Source organism: Kitasatospora sp. NPDC028961 (assembly GCF_055564815.1).
This window is the reverse complement of the sequence record NZ_JBVHVO010000011.1, coordinates 104,955-124,679: the sequence shown is the minus strand read 5'-3', so window position 1 is coordinate 124,679 and position 19,725 is coordinate 104,955. Positions and strand designations below refer to the sequence as shown.

At 75.7% G+C, this 19,725-nt stretch carries 1 protein-coding gene; it reads right to left on the bottom strand.

Features of this window, described 5'->3' with window-relative positions:
- Positions 1 to 29: 29 nt before the first annotated feature.
- The gene (locus ACZ4UX_RS20975; protein WP_465707769.1) at positions 30 to 19,712 is read right to left on the bottom strand and encodes a type I polyketide synthase; all 19,683 of its coding nucleotides are present in this window, start codon (positions 19,710 to 19,712) and stop codon (positions 30 to 32) included.
- Between the last annotated feature and the right edge of the window lie 13 nt (positions 19,713 to 19,725).

The window sequence follows — 19,725 nt, the reverse complement described above, 5'->3', positions numbered from 1 at the left end:
GAACGGAGCCCGTCAGGGCCTGGCAGGCGTCACTCCAGTTCGTCGACGAGAGCGAACAGCTCGTCGTCGGTCGCTTCCCGGAGTTCCGCTTCGCGCCGTTCCTTGCTCTTGTCGGCGGCCTGGTCACCGATGGCGTCCAGCAGCCGGCGCAGCCGGTCGGTGGCCTCCTCCCGCACCTGGTCCGCCATCGACCCGGTGCGGAGGGCGGCTTCGAGCCGGTCGAGCTCCGCGAGGACCGGCACCGACACCGCTTCGTCCGAGACAACCTCGGTTCGCAGCCACGCGGCAAGGGCGTTCGGGGTGGGGTAGTCGAACACCAGCGTGGCGGGCAGCCGGAGCCCCGTCACACCGTTCAGCCGGTTGCGCAGTTCGACCGAGGTCAGCGAGTCGAAGCCGAGGTCCTTGAAGGCGCGCCGGTCCTCGACCGCGTCGGCCGAGGCGTGCCCCAGCACGACGGCCACCTCGGCCCGCACCACCTCGGTGAGCACCCGCTCCTGCTCGGCCCGGCCGAGCCCGGCCAGCTGCCGGGCCAGTCCGCCCTCCTCGCGGACCGCGCCGCCGTTCGCACCCGCCGCGGCCAGCCGGCGGATCTCCGGCAGGTCCCGCACCAGCGGCATCTCCCGCGGGTCCACCGGGCCCGGCGAGGCCACCAGCTCGGCCCAGTTGACGTCCATCACCGTGACCACGGCGTCCGGGCCGTCCAGCGACTCGCCCAGCGCGCGCACCGCGAGCTGCGGGTCCATCGCCGGCATCGGGGCCCGCTCGACCCTCGCCCGGACCACCTTGCTGGACCCGGCCATTCCGCCACCGGCCCAGGCACCCCAGGCGACGGTGAGCGCGGCCAGGCCGCGGCTGCGGCGGTTCTCCGCCAGGGCGTCCAGGAAGGCGTTCGCCGCCGCGTAGTTGCCCTGTCCGGCGGCGCCCAGCGTGGACGCGGCCGAGGAGAACAGCACGAAGGCGTCCAGGTCGAGATCGGCCGTGAGCTCGTCCAGGTGGACCGCGCTCGCCGCCTTGGCGGCCAGCACCGTCTCCAGCCGCTCCACCGACAGCCGGTCCACGACACCGTCGTCCAGGACGGCGGCCGTGTGCAGCACCGAGGACAGCGCCGGACCGGTCTTCCCCGTCCACTCCACCAGCCCGGCCAGCGCCGAGCGGTCGGTCACGTCGCAGGACACCACATCGACGTCCATGCCCCGGGCGGCGAGGTCCGCGACCGTCGCCGCGACCCCGGCGGCCGCCGGACCGGAACGACCGGTCAGCACCAGCCGCTCCGCCTCGCGGCCGGCCAGCCACCGCGACACGTGCCCGGCGATGGCGCCGGTACCGCCGGTGATCAGCACGCTTCCGCGCGGTGTCCACCGGGCGGTGCCGCGGGGCTGGGCGGCCCGGGTGAGCCGGCGGCCGAGGATCCCGGCCGCCCGGATCGCGACCTGGTTCTCGCCGCAGCCGGCGAGCACCGCGACCAGTCGCGCACCCGCCCGCTCGTCGACGGTCTCCGGCAGGTCGACCAACCCGCCCCAGCGGTCCGGCTGTTCCAGGCCGACGACCCGGCCCAGCCCCCAGGCCTGCGCCTGCACCGGGTGGGCCAGCGCCTCTCCCGGTCCGGCCGCCACGGCGCCGCGCGTCGCCAGCCAGAGCGGCGCGCCGATCCGGGCGCCGCCCAGCGCCTGGACCAGCGCCAGGGTGGCGGCCAGACCGCCGGTCACCGCGGGGTGGCCGGGCACCGGCGTCTCGTCGAGCGCCAGCAGCGACAGCACGCCCGCCACCGCCGACGGCTCGACCGCCGCGCCCAGCAGCCCGGCCACCTCGGCCCGGTCCACGGCACCCGCCGGGACCTCGACCGTGACGACCTCGGCACCACGGTCGGCGAGCGCGGCAACGCACGCCTGCTCGCCCGCTCCGGCCGGCACGACCACCAGCCAGGTGCCGGACAGCACCCGGGCGTCGGGCTCGGCGATCGCCGCCCAGCCGCCCCGGTAGCGCCAGTTCGCGGTCATCGACCGGTCCTGCTCCCGGCGCCGCCAGGACGCCAGCGCCGGCAGCACCTCGCCGAGCCGGTGCTGGTCCTCGATGGCCAGCGTGTCGGCGATGCCCGCCAGATCGCCGTCCTCGACGGCCGCCCAGAACCGGGCCTCCGCCTCGGTGCTCGTACCGTCCCCGCCGACCGCCGGCGCGGCCGTCGGCAGCGAGAGGATGCCCTCCGGCCAGAACCGCTGGTGCCGGAACGCGTAGGTGGGCAGCTCGACCGGCGTACCGGTCGGCAGCACCGAACTCCATTCCACGGCAGCGCCGTTGACGTAGGCCCGGGCGAGACCGCCCAGCAGGCCGGTCACCCCCTGCTCGTCGCGCCGCTGGAGCGGGACGAACACGGCCTCGTCACCGTCGACGCCCGCCACCGCGTCCGGGCCCAGCGAGGAGAGCGACCCGTCGGGGCCGACCTCGACGAGCACCGAGACACCCTGGCGGGCCAGCGTCGCCACCGCGTCGGCGAAGCGCACCGCCTGGCGGGTCTGCGCCGGCCAGTAGCCCGCCTCGGGCTCGGTGACCAGCTCACCCGAAAGCGCGCCCGCCCACATCAGGTTCGGCCGGTGGTACTCCAACCCGGCTGTCACAGCGGCGAGTTCGTCCAACACCGGGTCCATCGCCGGCGAGTGGAAGGCGTGCGACACCCGCAGTCGCCGCACCCGGCGACCCCGCTCCCGCCACAGCTCCACCACGTGGTCCACCGCGTCGGCCTCACCCGAAACCACCACGGACTCCGGGCCGTTCACCGAAGCGATCACCACTCCGGGCACCAGTTCGGCCAGCACCTCGGCCTCCGAGACGTTGACCGCCGCCATCGCCCCGCCCGCCGGCAGCGCCTGCATCAAGCGAGCCCGCGCCGCCACCAGCCGCACCGCGTCCTCCAGCGAGAGGACCCCGGCCACATAAGCGGCCGCGACCTCGCCCACCGAATGACCGACCACCGCGTCCGGCGTCAGACCGGCGGCCTCCAGGACCGCCGCGACGGCGACCTCGAAGGCGAACAGCCCGGCCTGCGCGTACAGCGTCTGCTGCGCCAGCGCCTCGTCGACGCCCTCGGCGCCCAGGACCACGTCCCGGACCGAGACACCCAACTCCAGCTCCAGCAGCCCGGACACCCGGTCGAAGACCTCGGCGAACACGGCGCTGCCCTCGTAGAGGCCCCGGCCCATCCCGACCCACTGCGAACCCTGACCCGCGAAGACCAGACCCACCCGGGCACCCGCCCGGGCCACACCCGACACCACCGAGGCCGACGAGGCTCCGGCGGCCAAGCTCCCCAGCCCCGCCATCAGCTCGCCGCGCTCGGCCCCGAGCACCACGGCCCGGTGCTCGAACGCCGACCGGGTCGCCGCCAGCGACCACGCGACATCCGCCGGATCCACCGACGGCCGCGCCACCATCCACTCGCGCAGCCGGCCCGCCTGGGCCGTCAGCCCCTCGGCCGTCCGGCCCGACACCAGCCACGCACCGGCGTCCGAGAGGACCGGCGCCGACACCGTCCCGGTAGCCTCGACGGCCGCCGGCGCCTCCTCGACGATGACGTGCGCGTTGGTACCGCTCATCCCGAAGGCCGACACACCCGCACGACGCGGACGCCCGTCCGACGGCCACGGCACCGGCTCCGTCAGCAGGCTGACCTCCCCCGCCGACCAGTCCACGTGCGAGGACGGCACCTCGGCGTGCAGCGTCCGCGGCAGCTCCTCGTGCTGGAGGGCGAGGATCATCTTGATCACGCCCGCCACACCGGCGGCCGCCTGGGTGTGCCCGATGTTGGACTTCACCGAGCCGAGCAGCAACGGCCGCCCCTCCGGCCGCTCCTGGCCGTAGGTGGCCAGCAGCGCCTGCGCCTCGATCGGGTCACCCAGCGTGGTCCCCGTGCCGTGCGCCTCGACCACGTCCACGTCCGCGGCGGTCAGCCGGCCACTGGCCAGCGCGGCCCGGATCACCCGCTGCTGCGACGGACCGTTGGGCGCCGTCAGACCATTGGACGCACCGTCCTGGTTGACGGCGGAGCCGCGCAGCACCGCGAGCACCTTGTGCCCGTTGCGGCGCGCGTCCGACAGGCGCTCGACCACGAGCATGCCCGCGCCCTCGGCCCAGCCGGTCCCGTCGGCGTCCTCGGAGAACGCCCGGCAGCGGCCGTCCGCCGCCAGACCCTGCTGCCGCGAGAAGTCGATGAACGTCCCCGGCGTCGCCATCACGGTGACTCCGCCGGCCAGCGCGAGCGAGCACTCGCCCGAGCGCACCGCCTGGGCCGCCAGGTGCAGCGCCACCAGCGACGAGGAGCACGCCGTGTCCACCGTCACCGCCGGGCCCTCCAGGCCCAGCACGTAGGAGACCCGGCCGGACAGCACGCTCGTCGCGTTCCCGGTCATCACGTGGCCCTCGGAGCCGGAGTCGCCCTGGCTCGCCAGCGTCACCCCGAAGCCGTAGCCCGAGGCGAAGCCGCCGGCGAACACACCGGTCGACGATCCCCGCAGCGAGGCCGGATCGATGCCCGCCCGCTCCAGCGCCTCCCACGAGGTCTCCAGGAGCTGCCGCTGCTGCGGGTCCATCGCCAGCGCCTCGCGCGGCGAGATCCCGAAGAACGCGGCGTCGAACTCGGCCGCGTCCCGCAGGAAGGCACCCGACCGGGTGTAGGACGTCCCCGCGTTGCCGCGCTCCGGGTCGTAGAAGCCCTCCAGGTCCCAGCCGCGGTCGGTCGGGAAGGCGCCCACCGCGTCGCCGCCCGAGGCCAGCAGCCGCCAGAACTCCTCCGGGCTGCCCGCACCCCCCGGGAAGCGGCAGGCCATCCCGACGATCGCCAGCGGCTCGTCCGCCGCCGCGACCGCCGCGGCGGTGGACACCGGAGCGGCGGCGTCCGCCACCCTCCCGGTCAGCTCGCCGCGCAGGAACTCGGCGAGGACCACCGGGGTCGGGTAGTCGAACACCAGGGTGGCGGGCAGCCGGATGCCGGTCGCCACGCCCAGGCGGTTGCGCAGCTCGACCGCGGTCAGCGAGTCGAAGCCCAGGTCCTTGAAGGCGCGCCGGTCCTCGACCGCGTCGACCGAGGCGTGCCCCAGCACGACCGCGACCTCGGCCCGCACCACCTCGGTGAGCACCCGCTCCTGCTCGGCCCGGGCGAGCCCGGCCAGCCGGTGGGCCAGCTCTCCCTCGGCGTGGACCACGGCCGCCGCGCTCCCGCCGGCCGAGGCCAGCTGCCGGATCTCCGGCAGGTCCCGGACGAGCGGGCGCTTCGGCAGGTCCGCCGCGCCCGGTCCGGACGCCAGCAGCGCCCAGTCCACGTCCATCACCGTCACCAGGGCGTCCGGGCCCTCCAGGGCCTCGCCCAGGGCGCGGGCGGCGAGCTGCGGGTCCATCGCCGGCATCGGGCCGCGCTTGACCCGGGCCTGCACCACGCTGCTGGACTCCGCCATGCCACCGCCGGCCCAGGCACCCCAGGCCACGGTGAGCGCGGCCAGCCCCCGGCCCCGGCGGTTCTCCGCCAGGGCGTCCAGGAAGGCGTTCGCCGCCGCGTAGTTGCCCTGACCGGCGGCGCCGATCGTCGAGGACACCGAGGAGAAGAGTACGAAGGCGTCCAGGTCCACGCCGGCGGTGAGCTCGTCCAGATGGGCCGCGCTCAACGCCTTCGCGGCCAGCACCGTCTCCAGTCGCTCGACCGAGAGCCGGTCCACGACACCGTCGTCCAGCACCGCCGCGGTGTGCAGCACCGAGGACAGCGCCGGACCGGTCCCGCCGATCCAGCTCACCAGCCCGGCCAGCGCCGAGCGGTCGGTCACGTCGCAGGCGACGACGTCGACCGCGGAGCCGGCCGTCGCGAGTTCGGCGGCGAGCGCCGCCGCCCCCCTCGCGGCGGGGCCGGAACGGCTGGTCAGCACCTGGCGGGGGGCGTCGCGACCGGCCAGCCACCGGGCGACGTGCCCGGCGATGGCGCCGGTGCCGCCGGTGATCAGCACGCTGCCGCGCGGTGCCCAGCGGTCCTTGCCGCGGAGCTGGGCGGCCCGGGTGAGCCGGCGGCCGAGGATCCCGGCCGCCCGGATCGCGATCTCGTTCTCGCCGCAGCCGGCGAGCACGGCGACCAGTCGGGCACCGGCCCGGTCGTCCAGCACCTCGGGCAGGTCGACCAACCCGCCCCAGCGGTCCGGCTGTTCCAGGCCGACGACCCGGCCCAGCCCCCAGACGAGCGCCTGGAGCGGGTGGGCCAGCGCCTCGCCCGGACCGGCCGCCACGGCGCCGCGCGTCGCCAGCCAGAGCGGGGCGGCGATCCCGGCGTCGCCCAGCGCCTGGACGAGTGCCAGGGTGGCGGCCGTGCCGCCGGTCACCGCGGGGTGGCCGGGCACCGGCGTCTCGTCGAGCGCCAGCAGCGACAGCACACCCGCCACCGCCGACGGCTCGACCGCACCGGCCAGCAGCGCGGCCACCTCGGCCCGGTCCACGGCACCCGCCGGGACCTCGACCACGACCACCTCCGCGCCACGCGCCGCCAAGGCGGCCGCGCACGCCTGCTCGGCCGCTCCGGCCGGCACCACCGCCAGCCACGTCCCCGACAGCACGCCGGAGTCGGGCTCGGCGACGGCCGACCAGGCGGTCCGGTAGCGCCAGTTGGCGGTCAGCGAGCGGTCCTGCTCCCGGCGCCGCCAGGACGCCAGCGCCGGCAGCACCTCGTTGAACGGACGACCGCCGTCGAAGGCCAGCGTGTCGGCCAGCTGCGTGAGGTTCCCGCCCTCGACGGCCGCCCAGAACCGGGCCTCCGCCTCGGTGCTCGTGCCGTCCCCACCGGCGACCGGCAGGGCCAGGATGCCCTCCGGCCAGAACCGCTGGTGCCGGAACGCGTAGGTGGGCAGCTCGACCGGCGTACCGGTCGGCAGCACCGAACTCCACTCCACCCCGGCGCCGTTGACGAAGGCCTGGGCGAGACCGCCCAGCAGGCCGGTCACCCCCTGCTCGTCGCGCCGCTGGAGCGGGACGAAGACGGGTTCCTCGCTCCCGATGCCGGCCACGGCGTCGGGGCCCAGCGAGGAGAGCGATCCGTCGGGGCCGACCTCGACGAACACCGAGACGCCCTCGCGGGCCAGCGTCGCGACCGCGTCGGCGAAGCGCACCGCTCCCCGCGTCTGCGCCGGCCAGTAGCCCGCCTCGGGCTCGGTGACCAGCTCACCCGTGAGCGCGCCCGCCCACATCATGTTCGGGCGGTGGTACTCCAACCCGGCCGCGACGGCGGTGAGTTCGTCCAGCACCGGGTCCATCGCCGGCGAGTGGAAGGCGTGCGAGACCCGCAGCCGCCGCACCCGGCGACCCCGCTCCCGCCACAGCTCCACCACCTCATCGACGGCCTCGACCTCACCCGAAACCACCACCGACTCCGGGCCGTTGACCGCCGCGATCACCACACCGGGCACCAGCTCCGCCAGCACCTCGGCCTCCGGGACGTTGACCGCCGCCATCGCCCCGCCCGCCGGCAGCGCCTGCATCAGGCGTGCCCGAGCCGCCACCAGCCGCGAGGCCTCGGACAGCGACAGCACCCCGGCCACATACGCGGCCGCGACCTCGCCCACCGAGTGACCCACCACCGCGTCCGGCGTCACGCCCGCGGCCTCCAGCACCGCCGCGACGGCGACCTCGAAGGCGAACAGACCGGCCTGCGCGTACATCGTCTGCTGCGCCAGCGCCTCGTCCACACCCTCGGCGCCGAGCACGACGTCCCGGACCGAGACGCCCAACTCCAGCTCCAGCAGCCCGCACACCCGGTCGAAGACCTCGGCGAAGACCGTGCTGCCCTCGTAGAGGCCCCGGCCCATCCCGACCCACTGCGAGCCCTGACCCGCGAAGACCAGACCCACCCGGGCATCCGCCCGCGCCACACCCGACACCACCGCGGCCGAAGACGCCCCGGTGGCCAGGCTCCCCAGCCCCGCCATCAGCTCGTCACGCCCGGCCCCGAGCACCACGGCCCGGTGCTCGAACGCCGACCGGGTCGCCGCCAGCGACCACGCGACATCCACGGGCGCCAGGTCGGAGCGCACCGACATCCATTCGCGCAGGCGCCCCGCCTGGGCCGTCAGCCCCTCGGCCGACCGGCCCGAGACGATCCACGCACCGGCACCCGACACCACCGGAGCCGACACCGTCGCGGAAGCCTCGACTGCGGCCGGCGCCTCCTCGACGATGACGTGCGCGTTGGTCCCGCTGATCCCGAAGGCCGACACACCCGCTCGGCGCGGACGCCCGGCGGACGGCCACGGCACCGACTCGGTCAGCAGCCTGACGTCACCGGCCGTCCAGTCCACGTGCGAGGACGGCACCTCGGCGTGCAGCGTCCGCGGCAGCCGCTCGTTCTGCAGCGCCAGCACCATCTTGATCACGCCCGCCACACCGGCGGCCGCCTGGGTGTGCCCGATGTTGGACTTCACCGACCCCAGCCACAGCGGCTGCCCGCCGGCCCGCTCCTGGCCGTAGGTGGCCAGCAGCGCCTGCGCCTCGATCGGGTCGCCCAACGTCGTACCGGTGCCGTGCGCCTCGACCACGTCGACGTCGGCGGCGGTCAGCCGGCCACTGGCCAGCGCCGCCCGGATCACCCGCTGCTGCGACGGGCCGTTCGGCGCGGACAGGCCGTTGGAGGCGCCGTCCTGGTTGATCGCCGAACCGCGGATCACCGCGAGCACCTTGTGGCCCTTGCGCTGCGCGTCCGACAGCCGCTCCACCACCAGCACGCCGGCGCCCTCGGCCCAGCCGGTCCCGTTGGCGTCCTCGGAGAACGCCCGGCACCGGCCGTCCGTCGCCAGACCCTGCTGGCGCGAGAACTCGACGAAGGAGAACGGCGTCGCCATCACGGTGACACCGCCGGCCAGCGCGAGCGAGCACTCGCCCGAGCGCACCGCCTGGGCCGCCAGGTGCAGCGCCACCAGCGAGGACGAGCACGCGGTGTCCACGGTCACCGCCGGGCCCTCCAGGCCCAGCACGTAGGAGACCCGGCCGGACAGCACGCTCGTCGAGTTGCCGGTCATCAGGTGGCCCTCGACGCCCGAGGAGTCCTGGCCCGTCAACGCCATGCCGATGGCGTAGCCGGACCCGAATCCGCCGGCGAACACACCGGTGGACGATCCCCGCAGCGAGGCCGGGTCGATGCCCGCCCGCTCCAGCGCCTCCCACGAGGTCTCCAGCATCAGTCGCTGCTGCGGGTCCATCGCCAGCGCCTCGCGCGGCGAGATCCCGAAGAAGCCCGCGTCGAACTCCGCGGCGCCGCGCAGGAACGCGCCCGACTGGGTGGACGACGTCCCCGCCGTCCCCCCGTCCGGGTCGAAGAAGCCGTCGAGGTCCCAGCCGCGGTCGGTCGGGAACCCGCCCACCGCGTCGCCGCCCGAGGCGAGCAGCTGCCAGAACTCCTCCGGTGTGCCCGCACCGCCGGGGAAGCGGCAGGCCATCCCGACGATCGCCAGCGGTTCGTCCACCACCGGGGCCACCACGGCGGCCACCGGGGCGGGAGTCCCGCCCGTCTGCTCCCCGACCAGCTCGCCGCGCAGGAACTCCGCCATGGCGACCGGGGTGGGGTAGTCGAACACCAGCGTGGCGGGCAGCCGCAGCCTGGTCGCCGCGTTCAGCTGGTTGCGCAGCTCGACCGCGGTCAGCGAGTCGAAGCCCAGGTCCTTGAACGCCTGCCTGGCCTGCACCATCTCCGCCGAGGAGTGGCCCAGGACGGCGGCGGCCTGTGCCCGGACCATGTCGGTGAGCACCCGGTCCTGCTCGGCCCGGCCCAACCCGGCGAGCCGGTGGGCCAGTTCGCCGTCGTTGCGGGTGGTGTCCGCGGCGCCCGCCCGGTCGGCGGCCAGCCGGCGGATCTCGGGCATGTCGCGCACCAGCGGCATGTCCAGCACGTCGGCCGTGCCCGGCGCGGTGCCGAGCTGCCGCCAGTCGACGTCCATCACCGTGACGACGGGCTCCGGGCCGTCCAGCGACTCGGCCAGCGCCCGGACGGCCAGCTGCGGGTCCATCGGCGGCATCGGGATCCGGCGCATCCGCGACCGGATCGCCTCGTTGGACTCCGCGAGTCCGCCGCCGCCCCACAGGCCCCAGGCCACCGCGAGACCGGCCAGCCCGCGGCTGCGGCGGTTCTCCGCCAGAGCATCCAGGAAGGCGTTCGCCGCCGCGTAGTTGCCCTGCCCGGGGCCGCCCAGCGTGGACGCGGCCGAGGAGAACAGCACGAAGGCGTCCAGGTCCAGACCGGCGGTGAGCTCGTCCAGGTGGACCGCGCTCGCCGCCTTCGCGGCCAGCACCGTCTCCAGCCGCTCCACCGACAGCCGGTCGACCACGCCGTCGTCCAGGACGGCGGCCGTGTGGAACACCGAGGACAGCGCCGGACCGGTCGCACCGATCCAGTCGACCAGCCCGGCCAGCGCCGAGCGGTCGGTCACGTCGCAGGACACCACGTCGACGTCCATGCCCCGGGCGGCGAGGTCCGCGACCGTCGCCGCGACCCCGGCGGCCGCCGGACCGGAGCGACCGGTCAGCACCAGCCGCCCGGCACCGAGGCCGGCCAGCCACCGCGACACGTGCCCGGCGATGGCGCCGGTACCACCGGTGATCAGCACGCTTCCGCGCGGCGCCCAGCTCCGCTCGGAGCCGCGCTGCGGCACCCGCGACAGCCGGCGGCCGAGGATCCCGGCCGTCCGGATCGCGATCTGCTCCTCGCCGCAGCCGGCCAGCACCGCGACCAGCCGCACACCCGCACGCTCGTCCAGCACCTCGGGCAGGTCGACCAACCCGCCCCAGCGCTCCGGGTGTTCCAGGCCGATGACCCGGCCCAGCCCCCAGACCTGCGCCTGCACCGGACTGGCCAGCGCCTCACCCGGACCGGCCGCCACGGCGCCGCGCGTCGCCAGCCAGAGCGGCGCGCCGATCCCGGCGTCGCCCAGCGCCTGGACCAGCGCCAGCGTCCCGGCCAGACCACCGGCCACCACCGGGAACTCCGCGACCGGCGCCTCGTCCAGCGCCAGCAGCGACAGCACACCCGCCACCGCCGACGGCTCGACCGCCGCGCCCAGCAGCGCGGCCACCTCGGCCCGGTCCACGGCACCCGCCGGGACCTCGACCACGACCACCTCCGCGCCACGCGCCGCCAGCGCGGCAGCGCACGGCTGCTCGCCCGCGCCGGCCGGCACCGCCAGCACCCACGTGCCGGACAGCACCCGGGCGTCGGGCTCGGCGATCGCCGCCCAGTTCACCCGGTAACGCCAGCCGGCCGTCACCGACCGGTCCTGCTCCCGGCGCCGCCAGGACGCCAGGGCCGGCAGCACCTCGTTGAACGGACGACCGCCGTCGAAGGCCAGCGTGTCGGCCAGCTGCGTGAGGTCCCCGCCCTCGACGGCCGCCCAGAACCGGGCCTCCGCCGCCGTGCTCGCCCCGTCCCCGCCGAGGACCGGTCCGGCCGCCGGCAGCGCCAGGGCGCCCTGCGGCCAGTACCGCTGGTGGCGGAAGGCGTAGGTGGGCAGCTCGACCGGTTCGGCGGCGGTCAGCACCGCGCGCCAGTTGACGGTCGCGCCCTGGACGAAGGCCTCGGCGAGCGAAACCAGCAGGCGCTGGGCGCCGCCGTCGTCGCGGCGCAGCGTGCCGCAGACGGCGGCCGTCACGGCGCCCGGCCCGGCCGCCTGGGCGATCTCCTCCAGGGTGTCGTTCATCGCACCGAGCAGCACCGGGTGCGGAGTCACCTCGACGAAGACCTGGTAGCCCTGACCGGCCAGGGTGCGCACCGCGCGGTCGAAGTGGACCGTGGCGCGCAGGCTGCCGTACCAGTAGGCGGGGTCCAGCTCCTCGCCGGTGAGCGTCTCGCCGGTCATCGCGGACACCATCGGGATCCGGCCCCGGCGCGGCGCGATACCGGCCAGGACCTCGGTGATCTCCGCTTCGAGGCGGTCCACCTGGGCCGAGTGCGAGGCGTAGTCCACCGCGACCAGGCGGGCCCGGACACCCTCCGCCTCGAACTCCGTCTTCAGCTCCTCCAGGGCCTCCGGCTCACCCGAAACCACCACCGCCGACGGCCCGTTGACGGCCGCAAGGGAGAGCCGCTCACCGAAGCGGGCGATCCGCTCCTCGACCACGGCCGCCGACCGGCTCACCGACAACATGCCGCCCAGGCCCGCCAGGACCTTCAGCGACTTCGAACGCAGCGCCACCACCCGGGCGCCGTCCTCCAGCGACAGCATCCCGGCCACCGTCGCCGCCGCGATCTCGCCCTGCGAGTGACCGACCACGGCGTCCGGGGTGACGCCCGCGGCCTCCCAGAGCGCCGCCAGCGACACCATCACCGCCCACAGCGCGGGCTGGACGACATCCGCCGCCTCCAGTTCCGGCGCGCCCTCGGCACCCGCCAGGACGTCGCTCAGCGACCACTCGACGTACGGCGCCAGCGCCGCCTCGCACTCCGCGAGACGCGCCGCGAACACCGGACTGCACGCCGCCAGTTCACGCCCCATGCCCGTCCACTGCGAACCCTGACCGGCGAACGCGAACACCACCCGCGCACCCGGCCGCGCCACCCCCGACACCACCGCACCCGACGGCGCACCGGCGGCCAGGCTCTGCAGGCCCGCGACCAGCTCGGCGTGCTCGGTGCCGACCACCACCGACCGGTGCTCGAAGACCGACCGCGTCGTCGCCAACGACCAGGCCACCTCGGCCGGCGCCTGGTCCGTTCGCGCCGCGACCCACTCCCGCAGCCGGCCCGCCTGGGCGGTCAGCCCCTCGACCGTCCGGCCCGAGACCAGCCACGCGGCCGGCCCATCCAGCTCCACCACCGCGGCGGACCGGACGTCCTCGGCCGGCCCGTCCACGGTCTCCACCGCTTCGGGCTCCTCGGCCGGGGCCTCCTCCACGATGACGTGCACATTGGTGCCGCTGATGCCGAAGGCCGACACACCGGCCCGGCGCACCCGCTCCCCGGTGGGCCACGGCACCGGCTCGTTCAGCAGCCTGATGTCACCGGCCTCCCAGTCCACGTGCGAGGAGGGCACGTCCGCGTAGAGCGTCCGCGGCAGCTCCTCGTGCTGGAGCGCCAGCACCATCTTCATCACCCCGGCGACACCGGCGGCCGCCTGGGTGTGTCCGAGGTTCGACTTCACCGAGCCCAGCCAGAGCGACCCGCGGTCGCCGCGCTCCTGGCCGTAGGTGGCCAGCAGCGCCTGCGCCTCGATCGGGTCGCCCAGCGTGGTGCCCGTCCCGTGCGCCTCGACCACGTCCACATCGGCCGTGGAGAGCCGGGAGTTGGCCAGCGCGGCGCGGATCACCCGCTGCTGCGAGGGGCCGTTCGGCGCGGTCAGACCGTTGGACGCGCCGTCCTGGTTGATCGCCGAACCGCGCAGCACCGCGAGCACCGGGTGCCCGTTGCGGCGGGCGTCGGAGAGCCGCTCGACCACGAGCATGCCCGCGCCCTCGGCCATGCCCATGCCGTCGGCCGCGTCCGAGAACGCCTTGGAGCGCCCGTCCTCCGCGAGACCGCGGGCGTGCGAGAACGCGCGGAAGCCGTCCGGGCTCGCCATGATCGTGACGCCGCCGGCCAGCGCCAGCGTGCACTCGCCCTGGCGCAGCGCCTGGGCCGCCAGGTGCAGGGCCACCAGCGAGGACGAGCAGGCCGTGTCGATGGTCACCGCCGGGCCCTCCAGGCCCAGCACGTAGGAGACCCGGCCGGACAGCACGCTGGCCGCGTTCCCGGTCATCAGGTGCGCCCCGAGGCTCTCCACCTCCTCCTCGTCGGCCATCGTGACGGCCAGGTACGAGGAGCCGTAACCGCCGACGAACGCGCCGGTCTGGCTGCCGCGCAGCGTCGCGGGGTCGATGCCGGACCGCTCCAGCGCCTCCCACGAGGTCTCCAGCAGCAGCCGCTGCTGCGGGTCCATCGCCAGCGCCTCACGCGGCGAGATCCCGAAGAACCCGGCGTCGAAGCCGCTGGCCTCCTGGACGAACCCGCCGACCTGCGTGTACGAGGTCCCGACGTTGTCCACGTCCGGGTTGTAGAGGGAGTCGAGGTCCCAGCCGCGGTCGGTCGGGAAGGTCGACAGCCCGTCCGTGCCGGTGGCCAGCATCTGCCACAGCTCCTCCGGGCTGGTCGCGCCGCCCGGGAAGCGGCAGGCCATGCCGACGATCGCGACCGGCTCGTCCATGGCGAGCGCCGCCGTCGCCGCGGGACCGCCGAGGTCCACGTCCTCGGACAGGTCGCCGGCGAGCTGTTCGCGCAGCAGCGCGGCGAGCGCGACCGGGTTGGGGTAGTCGAAGACCAGGGTGGCGGGCAGCCGCAGCCCGGTCGCCGGGTTCATCCGGTTGCGGAACTCGACCGCGATCAGCGAGTCGAAGCCCAGGTCGGTGAACGGACGGCCGGCCTCGATCGCGTCGCCCGAGGCGTGTCCGAGCACCGCCGCGGCGTGGGTGCGGACCAGGTCCAGCAGCACCCGGTCGCGTTCGGTGCCCGGCAGCCCGGCCAGCTGCTGGCGCAGCACGTCTGCGGCGCCGGCGCCGGTGGCCCCGGCGGCCGAGGTGACGGCCGCCCGGCGCGGGATGAAGTCGTCCGCGAGCACCTGCCAGAGCGGCGGGATGCCGGTGGCGGCCGCCTGCGCCCGCAGGCCGGCCTTGTCCAGCCGGGCCGGGACCAGGACGGACTCGGCCCGCTCCAGGGCGAGGTCCAGCAGGACCAGGCCCTCCTGCTCGTTCAGCGCGGCGAGGCCCGAACCGGTCATCCGGCGGAGCATCACCTCGTCCAGGCCGCGGCCGATGCCGGCCTCGGGCATCCACGGGCCCCAGGCGAGCGCGGTGCCCGCCAGTCCGGCGGCCCGCCGGGCGCCCGCCAGCGCGTCCAGGAAGGCGTTGGCCGCCGCGTAGTTGGCCTGGCCCGCACCACCGAACGCGGCCGCGACCGAGGAGAACAGCACGAAGTGGTCGAGGTCCAGGCCCTGGGTCAGCTCGTGCAGGTGCCAGGCCGCGTCCACCTTGGGACGCATGACCGCCGACACCCGCTCGGCGCTCAGCGAGTCGACCATGCCGTCGTCGATGATGCCCGCGGCGTGGAACACGGAGCCCAGCGGGCAGTCGGCCGGCAGCGAGTCCAGCACCCCGGCCAGCGCGTCCCGGTCGGCCACGTCGCACGCGACCACCCGGACCCAGCCGCCCAGCTCGGCCACCTCGGCGGCCAGCGCGGCCACCCCGGCGGCGCCCGGGCCGGAGCGGCTGAGCAGCACGGCCCCGCCGGCCCGTCCGGTGGCCACCATGTGCTTGGCGACCACACCGCCGAGCGTTCCGGTGCCACCGGTGACGAGCACCGTCCGCGGGTCCTGGTCGGCCGGCCGCTCCGCCGCCGCCGTCCGGTCGGGGACCACCAGGTCGCCCGCCGGGCGGGTCAGGCGCCGGCCGTAGCCCTTCCGCTCGCGGACGGCCACCTCGGGCTCTCCGCTGCCCAGCACGGCCGGCAGCGCGGCCACCTCGCCGTCACCGCCGTCCGCGGGGAGGTCGGCCAGGACGAACCGGCCGGGGTTCTCCAGCTGGGCCGAGCGCAGCAGGCCCCAGACCGCGCCCACGGCCGGGTCCGCCACCGCGTCGCCGGCCTGCACGGCCACGCCGCCACGGGTGACGACCACCAGCTGCGCGGGCTCCAGCTCGGCCGCGGCCAGCCAGTCCTGCGCCAGCTCCAGGGCCTCACCGGCGACCTGACGGGCGGCCACGGCCGTCCCGTCGACGCCCTCGCCGCTCACGCAGGCGATCACCACGCGGGGCGAGACCTCCCCCTCGGCGGTGGCGGCGGCCAGTTCGGCGATGCCGGGGTAGCCGTGCACCGGGATCCCGGCGGCGGCCAGCTGCTCGGCCACGGCGAAGCGGTCGGCGCCGACCAGCGCCCACGGCCCCTCCTGCACCGCGCCCTGCGGCAGCGGCGCCCACTCGACGGTGAACAGCGCGTCGCGGATCCAGTCGTCGGCGCTCTGCAACTGCTCCGGCGAGACCGGGCGGGTGATCAGCGAGTCCACCGTCACCACCGGCCGGCCCGTGGCGTCGGCCGCGGTCAGCGTCAGGCTGCCCTGGGCGTCCCGGCGCAGCCGGGCCCGCAGGACCGGCGCCCCGGCGGCGTGCAGCGCGACGCCCGTCCAGGCGAACGGCATCCGGATCTGGCCCTGCTGGGCGTCGCCGGACTCCTGTGCCTCGGCCGCCTCGGCCACCACGCCCGCGAGCAGCGCCGCGTCCAGCAGGACCGGGTGCAGCCCGTACGAGGCCGGGTCCCCGGCCTCCTCCGGCAGGGCCACCTCGGCGAAGATGTCCTCGCCGCGGCGCCAGACGGCCTGCAGTCCCTGGAACGCCGGTCCGTAGATGTCGGCCAGGTGCACGGTGTACAGGTCGCTGATGTCGAGCGCCTCGGCCCCGCGCGGCGGCCAGACCGTGAGGTCCTCCTCCGGTTCGGCGGCGGCCGGGGCGGGGGCGATCACCGCGGCGGCGTGCTTCACCCAGACCTGCTCCTCCTCGGGGCGGTCGGGGCGGGAGAACACGTCCACCTGGCGGCGGCCCTCGGCGTCGGCCGCGGTCACCACCACCTGGACCTGGACGCCGGCGCCGTCCGCGGGCAGCACCAGCGGCGACTGCAGGGTCAGCTCCTCCAGCAGCGAGCAGCCCACCTGGTGGCCGGCGCTCACCACCATCTCGACGAAGCCGGTGCCGGGCAGCAGCACCACGCCGCCGACCGCGTGGTCGGCGAGCCAGGCGTGCGTGCGCAGCGACAGCCGTCCGGTGCACACCAGTTCGGCGTCGCCGGCGAGTTCGACCACGGCGCGCAGCAGGGGGTGGGTGACGGTGCCCAGGCCCAGTGAGGCCGGGTCGCCGCTCCCGGCCCTGGCCGCGCCGGGCAGCGCGAGCATGCCCTTCGGCCAGTACCGCTCGTGGCGGAAGGCGTAGGTGGGCAGTTCGACCTGGTCGGCGGCGGGCAGCACCCGCGCCCAGTCGACGGGCACCCCGGCCACGAAGGCCTCGGCGAGCGAGGTGAGCAGGCGCAGCGCCCCGCCGTCGTCCCGGCGCAGGGTGCCGCAGACCCGCCCGGCCTGGACGGCCGGGCCGGCGTCGACGGCGGCCTCCTCCAGGGTGTCGGTGATCGGGGCGATCAGCACCGGGTGCGGGGAGACCTCGATGAACACCTGGTGGCCGAGGCCGGCCAGGGTCCGCACCGCCCGCTCGAACCGGACGGTGGCCCGCAGGCTCGCGTACCAGTACCCGGCGCCCAGCTCCTCGCCGGTCAGCATCTCGCCGGTGACCGCCGAGATCATCGGGATCCGCCCGGCGCGCGGCGTCACCCCGGCCAGCAGGGAGGTGATCTCCTCCTCCAGCCGCTCCACCTGCGCGCAGTGCGAGGCGTAGTCGACCGCGACCATCCGCTCGCGCACACCATCGGCCTTCAGCTCCTCCTGGAGCTCCCGCAGAGCGGCCGCCTCGCCGGAGACCACCACCGCCGAGGGGCCGTTGACGCAGGCCAGCGAGAGCCGGCCCGCCCAGCGTCCGAGCCGCTCCTCCACCCGGGCGGCCGGCTCGGTCACCGACAGCATCCCGCCGATGCCGGTGATCGCCCGCAGCGCCCGGGACCGCAGCGCGACGACCTTGGCCGCGTCCTCCAGGCTCAACATGCCCGCGACGGTGGCCGCGGCGATCTCGCCCTGCGAGTGGCCCACCACCGCTTCGGGGGTCACCCCGGCGGCCTCCCAGACCGCCGCCAGCGAGACCATGACCGCCCACAGCACGGGCTGCACGACGTCGGCCGCCTCCAGCGCGGGCGCGCCCTCGGCGCCGGCCAGCACGTCGGCGAGCGACCAGTCCACGTACGGCGCCAGCGCCGCCGCGCACTCGGCCAGCCGCGCGGCGAACACCGGGCTGCCGGCCGCCAGTTCGGTGGCCATGCCGAGCCACTGCGAGCCCTGGCCCGGGAAGACGAAGACCGCCCGCGCGCTCGCGTGCGCCACCCCCGCGACGACCGAGGCGGTCTGCTGACCGCCGGCCAACTGGCCCAGGCCGCCCATGAGTGCGGCCCGGTCGGTGCCCAGCACCACGGCCCGGTGCTCGAAGGCCGCGCGCGTGGTCACCAGTGACCGCGCCACCGCGGCCGGCTCCAGGGCCGGCCGCGCGGCGATCCAGTCGCGCAGCCGGTCCGCCTGGGCGACCAGCCCGTCCGCCGAACGGCCCGACACCAGCCACGCCTCGGCGCCCGACACCAGCGGTGCCACGACCTCCGCGACGACCGGCGCCCCGCCCTCCGGGGCGCCGGGTTCGGCCGGGGCGCCGGCGTCGACGGCCTCCGCCGGCTCGGCCTCCTCGACCGGGGCCTCCTCGATGATGACGTGCGCGTTGGTGCCGCTGACGCCGAACGAGGAGACGCCACCGCGGCGCACCCGCTCGCCGGCGGGCCAGGACTCGGCCTCGTTCAGCAGCCGGACGTCGCCCGCCGACCAGTCGATGTGCGGCGACGGCTCCTGCGCGTGCAGGGTCTGCGGCATGCGCTGGTTCTGCAGCGCCAGCACCATCTTGATGACGCCCGCGACGCCGGCCGCGGCCTGGGTGTGCCCGATGTTGGACTTCACCGAGCCGAGGAAGACCGGACGGTCCTCCGGGCGGCCCTGGCCGTAGGTGGCGATCACCGCCTGGGCCTCGATCGGGTCGCCCAGCGTGGTGCCCGTGCCGTGCGCCTCGACCACGTCCACGTCGGCGGCCGACAGCCGGGAGTTGGCCAGCGCCGCGCGGATCACCCGCTGCTGCGAGGGACCGTTCGGCGCGGCCAGGCCGTTGGACGCGCCGTCCTGGTTGATCGCCGAGCCGCGGATCACCGCGAGCACCGGGTGCCCGTTGCGCCGGGCGTCGGACAGCTTCTCCAGGACGACCATGCCCGCGCCCTCGGCGATGCCCATGCCGTCGGCCTCCGCCGAGAACGCCTTGCAGCGTCCGTCGTGGGCCAGCCCGAGCTGCTTGGAGAACTGGGTGAACATGATCGGGATGGCGGTCACCGTGACGCCGCCGGCCAGGGCCAGCGTGCACTCGCCCGAGCGCACCGCCTGGGCGGCCAGGTGCAGCGCCACCAGGGACGACGAGCAGGCGGTGTCCACCGTCACCGCCGGGCCCTCCAGGCCCAGCGAGTACGACACCCGGCCGGAGATGACGCTGGTCGACGTCCCGGTCATCAGGTGGACGTCCAGGTCCTCGTCCGTGCCGAAGCCGTAGCCGGACAGCGCGGCGCCGGCGAACACACCGGTCAGCGAGCCGCGCAGCGAGGTCGGGTCGATGCCCGCCCGCTCCAGCGCCTCCCAGCAGACCTCCAGCAGCACGCGCTGCTGCGGGTCCATCGCCACCGCTTCCCGCGGGCTGACACCGAAGAACCCCGCGTCGAATCCGCTGGCGTCCGCGATGAACCCGGCCTCGCGCACCTGCGATATGCCGTCCGGGTCCTCCGCGTAGAGCTCCTCGATGTTCCAGCCGCGGTCGGTCGGAATTCCGGCGACCCCGTCCCGGCCGGTGGAGAGCAGGTTCCAGAAGTCCTCCGGAGCCTGGATTCCACCGGGGTACCGGCAGCCGATTCCGACGATCGCTATCGGTTCGTGGCTGCGTTCCTCCACCTCACGCAGTCGCTGACGCGTGTTGTAGAGGTCGGTCGTCACCCATTTGAGGTAGTCGCGGAGAGTCTCTTCGTTCGCCATCGGATCTCACCAT